At 57.0% G+C, this 8,861-nt stretch carries 9 protein-coding genes and 1 riboswitch; all 9 genes read right to left on the reverse strand.

What is annotated here, in order from left to right:
* Nucleotide 1 precedes the first annotated feature (1 nt).
* Complete coding sequence (locus C173_RS01575) at nucleotides 2-607, reverse strand: TIGR01440 family protein (RefSeq protein ID WP_051477754.1); 606 nt, start codon at nucleotides 605-607, stop codon at nucleotides 2-4.
* Between the two features lie 137 nt (nucleotides 608-744).
* Nucleotides 745-828: riboswitch (ZMP/ZTP riboswitch) on the reverse strand.
* Nucleotides 829-877: 49 nt separating this feature from the next.
* Nucleotides 878-1,465 carry a low molecular weight protein arginine phosphatase gene (locus tag C173_RS01580; RefSeq protein WP_036721738.1) on the reverse strand — a complete coding sequence of 196 codons (588 nt, stop codon included), beginning with the start codon at nucleotides 1,463-1,465 and terminating at the stop codon, nucleotides 878-880.
* Nucleotides 1,466-1,540: 75 nt separating this feature from the next.
* The gene (locus C173_RS01585; RefSeq protein WP_235191729.1) at nucleotides 1,541-2,137 is read right to left on the reverse strand and encodes a manganese efflux pump MntP; all 597 of its coding nucleotides are present in this window, start codon (nucleotides 2,135-2,137) and stop codon (nucleotides 1,541-1,543) included.
* A 138-nt stretch (nucleotides 2,138-2,275) separates the two neighbouring features.
* Entirely contained in the window at nucleotides 2,276-2,425 is a 150-nt protein-coding gene (locus C173_RS34105; RefSeq protein WP_155991186.1) for a hypothetical protein, read from the reverse strand.
* 78 nt (nucleotides 2,426-2,503) lie between these two features.
* Nucleotides 2,504-3,781, reverse strand: a complete 1,278-nt coding sequence (locus C173_RS01590; protein ID WP_036721739.1) for an L-threonylcarbamoyladenylate synthase — start codon at nucleotides 3,779-3,781, stop codon at nucleotides 2,504-2,506.
* Nucleotides 3,782-4,345: 564 nt separating this feature from the next.
* Nucleotides 4,346-5,137, reverse strand: a complete 792-nt coding sequence (spoIIR, locus tag C173_RS01595; protein ID WP_036721742.1) for a stage II sporulation protein R — start codon at nucleotides 5,135-5,137, stop codon at nucleotides 4,346-4,348.
* Nucleotides 5,138-5,243: 106 nt separating this feature from the next.
* On the reverse strand, nucleotides 5,244-6,440 hold the full coding sequence (locus C173_RS01600; protein WP_036721745.1) for an FtsW/RodA/SpoVE family cell cycle protein: 1,197 nt from the start codon (nucleotides 6,438-6,440) through the stop codon (nucleotides 5,244-5,246).
* Between the two features lie 286 nt (nucleotides 6,441-6,726).
* Nucleotides 6,727-7,920 carry an FtsW/RodA/SpoVE family cell cycle protein gene (locus C173_RS01605; protein ID WP_036721747.1) on the reverse strand — a complete coding sequence of 398 codons (1,194 nt, stop codon included), beginning with the start codon at nucleotides 7,918-7,920 and terminating at the stop codon, nucleotides 6,727-6,729.
* 352 nt (nucleotides 7,921-8,272) lie between these two features.
* The coding region (locus tag C173_RS01610) for a N5-glutamine methyltransferase family protein (protein WP_235191730.1) at nucleotides 8,273-8,861 on the reverse strand (589 nt) is incomplete at its 5' end.

The following is an 8,861-nucleotide window of genomic DNA, read 5'->3' on the forward strand; positions in this document are numbered from 1 at the left end:
TTCAGTCACAATTCACGGAACCGCTAGTCTCAGGCGTGCGGTACACGGCCCGTTCCCCGCCGATCAGCGGCGGTCTGCTCCATGCGGCATTTACCCGGGCAGCCCCGATATACCGCAGGCTAGGCCGGTAAGGTACGGCAATCCGGCGCAGATGCATGCCAATCAGGGTCTCCCCGATATCTATACCGGCATGAGCTTCAATCGTCTCTGCCAGTACCGGATCTGTCATGGACTGGTAGGCCGCAGCAGCCATGGAGCCTCCGGCTCCTGGAATGGGCACAGCCGACACCTCTCTAAGGCGAAGGGATTCCAGCAGAGCGCGTTCCATCACCAGCGAACGGTTCAAATGCTCGCAGCATTGATAGACCGGGTGAAAACCAAATTCATCCGCAATCTGCGTAATCCCCTCCAGCAGCTGCCGCGCAACCTCCAGCGCACCGCCTGTCCCAATCCGCTTCCCTGCCACTTCGCTTGTGCTGGCTCCGACGACCAGGATCTTCCCCGGACCGAGCTGGCCCGCTACTGCAAGTTCACGCGTTACCGCAGCAGTGGCTGCGGCCAAAGAAAACTCCCCGCCGCCCGTTAGCTGCTGCTCTGCAGCCGCCATACCGGATAAGCGGTCATCCCCTGACTTCTGCTTCAGGACTTCCTCCATCTTACCGCCCCCTTCAACCGTTTCTGATTTCCATGGAGATGCAACTTTTAAACAAAAAAGAGCAGTCCGCAGGTTGAACTGCGGATGTGCTCTTTTGCCCAGGCGACCGGCCGTTTATTCCAGGTGCTCCATCGTGGTTTCATCCACACTTGTCGCCAGTTACACCGGAACCGGATCATATTTATTACATCTTAAGGGATAGTCAGCAAAAAATCAACCACTTCAAAGCCGTCTCAGCGATTCAAGCTTATCGAGCAGACTGTACAGCGCCGTACGGATCTCGGCAGCCGCCAGCTCGTAATCTTCACGCGAGCCGCCGAACGGATCACTGATATCGAAGCTGGGGATACGCTGGCGGATCTCAATCATACGCTGCATAGCCGCAGCATCCGGCTCGGTGCCCAGGGCCAGATTCAGCTCCGCATCTGCATACAAGCTGTCCAGCTCCCGGATATCGGCGTTCACGGATTCCTGCGTCTGGACATACTCCTTAAGGGTATGGGTCTTGGTAACAGCGTCAGGAAAATATTGCAGCAAGTGCCGCTTATGCGCTCCTGTCAGGGTAAGGATCAGATCGGCCCAAGCCACTGCCTCCCCGTTCAGCTGTGAGGATACGATGCGGTCCTGAATCCCTTCATCCTGCAGAATGCCCGCAGCATGTCTGGATATGGAAGTACCCGGGACAGCAGAAACTCCGGCAGACCGCACCTCCACATGAATGCCCCGCTCCTTCGCAAGCTTCCGCAGAAGCCCTTCGGCCATGGGACTACGGCAGGTATTACCTGTGCAGACAAATAAAATATGCAGCAACCTTTCCACCTCCGGTAAACATTATAATTTCGGTATTAAGCAAGCATAAAAATTATGGGTATTGCCGTTATTGTATCAAAAGATGAACATCAAGCCAAACGCCAGGAGAATGGCTCCGCCCAGCGCTTCCCCGTACTCTCCGAGGCCCCGGCTCACCCGCCTGCCCAGCAGCAGCCCTGTAATGGACATAACACCGCCACAGGCACCGAAGGCCAGCACGGTTAGAATAATACTATTCACAAACATCCCAAGCGAAACCCCGACCGAGAACGAATCCACACTTACACTGAGCGAGATCAGCAGCATGCCCCACACTGTCCGGTGATCCATCTGCCGGCTGCTGCCGCCGTCGTCCTGACGGAAGGAGTTGAACACCATATGTCCGCCCAGCAGAACAAGCAGGCCTCCGGCAGCATAGGTGGTAACCTGTCCCAGCAAATGCCCGACATAGCTGCCCGTGAACAAGCCCAGCAGCGGCATCAGCACATGAAAAAAAGCAATCAGCAGGCTAAGCTGCAGCACATGCAGCAGACGGATACCCCTCATCCCGATGCCCACGCCAAGCGAGAACGCATCCATCCCCAGCGCAACTGCCATAATGGCCACTGTTACTATCTGGCCCCAGCCCCCATGTATTCCGCCCCAGCCCCCATACATTCCGTCCCAGCCCATGAATAACCCTCCACCCTGAGTCCGTAAGTTCTTGTACAACAACGATATGCGGACAAGATGGTATTCATGACTGTGGGGTGGATGGCAGGGCGGGGGCGAAGGGACCCAGGTTGCGTAATATCAGGTGTATCCGAACATTCATTTTCCAAATTTATCGAAGTATTCCTTTGCCTTTTTGAGGATGGCCAACTCTTCCTCCATCTCGGCCAGCTGCCGATCGCGTTCCTTCAGTTGACGTTCAAGCTCTCTGAGTTTGTCCTGACCGGCTTCCTGATCCTTTCCACTCATATCAGCACCTCCACGTTAATCTTATAAGTTCCAGTCTTAGAAGGAGGACATGGTCCATACCATCCTAACAGCAACTGACTACCCGGCGTCGATCACTGATTCTCCAGCGGCCTTCATCAGCCGGTTCATGATGGCTGCGCCGAGGCCCGTGACCGGGCAGGCCTCGGCCAGAATGTACGTGGCCCCCGCTTCATCGAAGCGCCGCAATGCGGCATACAGGAAGCGGGCGGCCTCCTCCGGCGAGGACAGCGAGCCGAGAGACACTACGCAGGCGGCCGGGTCGGCGGGATACAGGGCCCTATGCTCCTCGAAGAGGAGCAGGCCCGTGATCTCGCCCGCCCGCTGCGCCGCCTGCAGCAGGCCTGCGGCGGTCTCCGCCACGCGCTGCGCGGAGGAGCCGCGTACGATGCCAAGCGCGCCGCGCGGGGCATAGTGCGTGTACTTCATGCCCGGCGCGCGCGGCGCCGGGCTGTTGCCTGCGGCCGCCTGCGCAGCAGCGCCGGCTTCGCCGCCGCCGGGCACGGCTGCCGGCGGCACAGGCACGGACCCGCCGCCGGATGCACCGGCAGGCGTGTCCGCCCCGGCGGCCGGCTCCGCTGCGGCCGCTTCAGTGCCGGTCACCGCCGCGAGCTGCTCGGCGGTGATGCCCCCGGGACGGAGCACGGCTACCGTCCCGTCCGGCTGCACCTGCACCACGGTCGACTCCAGGCCGACCCCGGCCGCGCCGCCGTCCAGAACCCCGCCGATATATCCGGCGAGGTCTTCCAGCACATGGGCGGCCAGCGTCGGACTCGGCCGCCCGGAGCGGTTGGCGCTAGGCGCAGCAACCGGACAATCCGCCGCGCGCAGCAGCGCAAGCGCCACCGGATGATCCGGCATGCGCACGCCAACCGTATCCAGGCCCGCCGTCACCAGCGGCGAGAGGACGCCTGGACAGACCGGCAGCACCAGCGTCAGCGGGCCGGGCCAGAACGCATCGATCAGTGCCTCGGCCACCGGATGCACCTCCGTCACCAGGTGACCGAGATCCTCCCGCCGGGCAATATGCACGATCAGCGGGTTATCGGAGGGACGGCCTTTGGCTGCGAATACCGCTTCTACCGCTGCGGTGTTCCGCGCATCTGCGCCCAGCCCGTACACCGTCTCCGTCGGAAAGGCCACTGTCTCCCCGCTCCGCAGCAGCGTTGCCGCTTCCGAGATCATGCCCAGGTCACTCGTGCTCACCGGCAAACCGTCAGAACTCTCCGTTCCGCCATCCGTTCCCTCCTTGCCGGATGCAAGGCTCCAGTACAGGGTGGATTCTATATGACCGCTGCGGCGCTGGGCCGCGAACGGTGAATGCTGATCTTCTGTCATCTATCATCACTAGCTTTCTAAATTGAATTATTACGCAAGTGAAAACGGCTTTTGCCGTCCTTTTTAAGGACGGTACCGTTTCAGCGAGAAAGATAAGGATAATTATAGCGCGAAGCATATAGATTCTTATCTTTGAACAAAATCATCCGACCGGATGAATGGGATTACCTGCGCGTCAGCACAATGTATGCTGTTTTCCACATACATTTGGCCCATGCGCCTGCGTGTGAGCACAATGTATGCTGTTTTTCACATACATTTGGCCCATGCGCTGCGCGTCAGCACAATGTATGCTGTTTTCCACATACATTCGGCCCATGCGCCTGCGTGTGAGCACAATGTATGCTGTTTTTCGCATACATTTGGCGCATATGCCTGTACCAGCCGATTGTGCTCGGTTTTAGACACCTTGTCCACAACAGGAGGAAACTATAGTTTCCTCTACACTCAAAAACGGCCCCCTCAGATGGAGCCGCCTCTGCTCAAGTTCTGCAATCATCGTACCATATCCGGCGCAAAAACTGTAGAATCCAATCTGCGTCTACACTATCCTTCCCAGCACATTCAGGCGAACAGCCCGCAGATCCAGCTCCAGATATTCTTCAGCAGCTCCCACACGAAGAACTTCACCTTCGGTGTCTCAGCAGCATCACCTGAACTTTCTGCCTTGTTAGCAGAATCCGAGAGACTGGATACTGCCCCTTGCGCTGTTCCATCCGCCGCCTTCACCTTCGCACCGTCTTCCGAAGCCTTGGCTGAGACCTTAGCCGCATCCTTGGCCCCCGCCTTCGCAGCAGCCGGTTCTGCAGCCGCAGCATCCCCGGTTCCCGCATCGATGAAGCAGAGCGGCGGAAACAGCACACACCACCAGTTCTGCCCTTTGCCTGCTCCAAGCGTGACCCGGACGGCCTCGTATTCTCCGGCTGGGTAGACCCGTCCGCCATACATTTTGGTCGGAAAAGGAACCGTGCCCAGCTCCACCTGATAGCCGTATTCAATCCCGCGCTGCGCCAGTTCTCTGCCCACCAGCTCATTCAGCTCCGGCAGATGATCACGGATCAGGGCACGGGCCTGCTCCAGACTCTGCGGATCTTCCAGCCCGGCCACCCACTGATTAATCTGCTCCACGATCCGGTCACGAATCTGGCGCTTGACCAGCTGATCCCCGGTGCCGTCCGAATTCGCCAGAATACGCAAGCGGATTGACTCCTGCGGGATGGATACCTCTGCTACGGCGGCATCGCTTTTTTGCCCTTCCCAGGCCATCATCAGAATCATAAAAAAACAAATTAAAATGGCAGTATACTTAAAGGTAATCCGCAGGGAATCCCCTCGCTCCAGCTTATAATCCTCCATCTTCCGCAGCCCCTCTCCCTCTGAACCTCTTATGTTCCCAGTATGTCCAGGAATGAGAGACTGCAAACCTATTAATCTATGATTAATAAACTAGAGAGGCGGCAGCCTAGTTTTTGGATAAAAGGGATTTGCCCTTCGCCTCCGGCTGCGGCAGCGGGAGATCATCCTCCACATCCTGCCCGTAGAGCCTTACGCTCATCGCAATCCCCATACAGGCCATATTAATCAGCAGCGAGGTTCCGCCGTAGCTGATGAACGGCAGGGTAATGCCGGTCAGCGGCATCAGTCCGGTCATCGCACCGATATTCTCCAGAATCTGATATAGCAGCATCGCCACGATCCCGACAATCAGGAGCGGCCCGCCACGGTCCCTGCATTCTAAGGCAATCAGGATTAACCTGTGGATCAGGATAAAAAAGAGCATCAGCAGCGCCGCTGCGCCCAGGAAGCCGAATTCTTCCCCAATCTGCACAAAAATCGATTCCGAATACAGATATGGCACACGGTTGCTCTGTACGGAGCTGCCCTGCAAATAGCCTTCTCCCTTAAGGCCCCCGGAGCCAATCGCCGTCTGGGCATTTTTCGTCTGATAGCTCGCCGTGCTGCTCGCCAGCTCAGGCACGAGCCAAGGATCAAACCGGCTGACGAAGTGATCCCGGCCCAGCGTTTTCTCAATGAAATCAACCGTCTGTTCGTGATAGTTGATATAGCACAGGATGAAGCCCAGAATCGCTCCGCCCGCGACAACTAGACCGATCAGCGCATGCGAGAATTTGATACGCCCGATCCATAGCAAGCCAAGCAGGATTACGATATAACTGAGTGCATTGCCCAGGTCATTCTGGACGATGACCAGCGCGCACGGCATGAATGCAATCAGACCCAGCGGCACGACATCGCGCCAGAACTGGAGCCGGGTTTTATTTTTGCGGACAAGCATGGTGGTCAGAAAAATAATCAGAATCAGCTTAAACAGCTCCGCCGGCTGAATGCTTAAATCTCCAATACCGATCCAGCCCTGGGCGCCATTCTTCACCTTGCCGAAAAAGCTGACCGACAGCAGAATCCCGATCCCGGCGATGTAAATGTAGAGCCCATACCGCACCAGCAGGCGGTAATCGAACAGGGTGATCAGAATAAAAGCGATAAAACCCAGCGCGTAATATTTCAACATGGTGATATGCATACCATCCAGACCGTCTCTTCCGTGAGTCACGCTATAAATGGAGAAGATACAGATCCCCATCAGCACAATCAAAATAAGCACAATGCTGCCGTCTATTCTTTTGATTCTCTGCAACATAAGGATATACCCCTCAACCTCTCCGGATTAGGAATCCGCCCGCTACACCCAGCCCAAGCTTCAACCCACTAATTTCCATTGTAATTCAATTGGGAGCTTTTATTCAATTTTTCTATTTCTGCATAGCTGACCCACTACGCCCTCCTTCTAAGTATGTCAGCCCAGGTGGAAACGGATTTCCCGTCCATTCGCAAAAAAATACCGGAACCCTTCGTAAACGAAGAATTCCGGCATGGTTGAAGCATCCCGCTTCCCTAAATGCGCGGGCTTTATTATTCTTAATAAGTTAACTTCTCTTGGCGGAAGCCGGGGAAGAATACAGCGCAGGACTCGGCAGATCCTCCTCCACCTCTTGCCCATGCAGACGCACGCTCATGACAAGCCCTATGCTCGCCATATTGATCAGCAGTGAGGTTCCCCCGAAGCTGATAAACGGCAGCGTAATCCCGGTCAGCGGCATCAGGCCCAGGAAAGCCCCGATATTCTCAAAAATCTGATACAGCAGCATCGCTACCACCCCGACGATCAGGAACGGCCCGCCCCTATCCTTGCACTCCAGTGCAATTAGTATCATACGGTGAATGAGGATAAAGTACAGCAGCAGCACCAGTGCCGAGCCGACAAAGCCGTATTCCTCCGCAATCTGGACAAAAATGGAGTCCGAATAGGTGTACGGTACACGGTCGGTCTGCACCGAGCTGCCCGTCATATAGCCTTCCCCGCTCATTCCGCCGGAGGCGATGGCCATTTTGGCGTTCTTTGTATGATAAATTGCCTTGGCCGTGGCCTTATCCGGCACCAGCCACGGGTCGAAGCGCTCGATCCAGTGCGAGCGTTTGATATCTACCAGGAAATCCTTAATTTCATCGTGATAATGAATATAGCTCATAATTCCGGCAGCCGCAGAGCCGCCTATAACCAGCAGTCCGATTAGCGCATGGGTGAACTTAATATTGCCGATCCACAGGAGACCGATCAGAATAACGATGTACGAGAGCGCATTCCCCAGGTCATTCTGGCTGATTACGATGACAAACGGCATGAGACTGAATAATCCCAGCGGAACCACATCACGCCAGAACAGCAGCTTATTTTTATTTTTGCGGACAAGCACAGCTGCCAGGAACAGAATCAAAATCAGCTTGAACAGCTCCGCCGGCTGAAGACTGAAGCTGTTGCCGAACTTGATCCATCCCTGTGCGCCGTTCTGCTCTGTACCCACGAAGCTGACCAGGATCAGAATGCCAATCCCCGTGATGTACACATATAACGCATATTTTACAAGCAGGCGATAATCCACGAACGTCAGCCCGATAAAGGCAACAAAGCCCACGATATAGAATTTGATCATCTTAATATGCGACCCGTCCAGCCTCTCACGCCCGTGGGTCACACTGTATATGGAGAAAATGCTGACTACCATCAGCAGCACAAGAATCACCAGGATAACGCCGTCAATCTTCTTAATCTTCTGAAGCATATTCTGTCTCCTTACTCAGTACTGGTTCTTCCCGTTCTTGTCTCCCGGCAGCCGCCCAGGCAGAAGTTCCGTCACGTCTATTGTAAAGGAAGGGACCGCCTAAATACAATTTCCATCGTTTGGGGTACTCTGTCAGACGAACAGCCGGGCCGCCTCCCCTCCAGCGGACTGAGCGGACCTTATTCGCTGCAAAAGCACCTTCCCGGAAGTTATGCGGACAGAGAGGACGCTATTCGTTCAGTTGGTTGCTCAAACAGGCTTGTTTACAGGTAATAAGGTCTTCTCAGTCCACAAGAGTTGGTCATTTCGCGTTATTTGAGCAAATAGCGTCTTCTCAGTCCGTTCCCCGTCCTCACCGGGCTATCCCGAGCACATGCCGGGGAATCCCGGCGAGATCATCGATGATGATGATCTCGTCCCAATGTCCGGCTGCCCGCAGCAGTCCGGCCACCTGCTCGGCCTGCCCCTGGCCGAGCTCGAAGCCGACCAGGCGCGGCGGAGCCGGGAGCAGCGGCAGCTGCTCCATCATGCGGCGGTACGGGTCCAGCCCGTCCCCGCCGCCGTCCAGTGCCGTGCGCGGCTCATGGTCGCGCACCTCGCGCTGCAGCCCGGCGATGTCGCCGCCGGGGATGTACGGCGGGTTGGAGACGAGGATATCCGTCTCCAGCCCCGCGAACGGCTCGAGCAGATCGCCGAGCCGCAGGTCCACCGCCGTGCCGTGCCGCTGCGCATTGCGCCGGGCCACGGCCAGCGCGCCGGGCGAGATATCGCCGGCGCAGACCCGCCACGCCGGCGCTTCCGCCGCCAGCGTGACGGAGATGGCTCCGCTGCCGGCGCCGATATCGACGGCGGTCAGCGGCCGTGCGGCGCCGGCTACGCCCGCGCCGCTCACCCGGCGGGCTGCGTTGCGGCCCGCCCCGCTGTGGGCGGCTGCTTCATCC

The organism is Paenibacillus sp. FSL R7-277 (assembly GCF_000517965.1).
GTDB classification, from domain to species: Bacteria; Bacillota; Bacilli; order Paenibacillales; family Paenibacillaceae; genus Paenibacillus_AQ; species Paenibacillus_AQ silagei.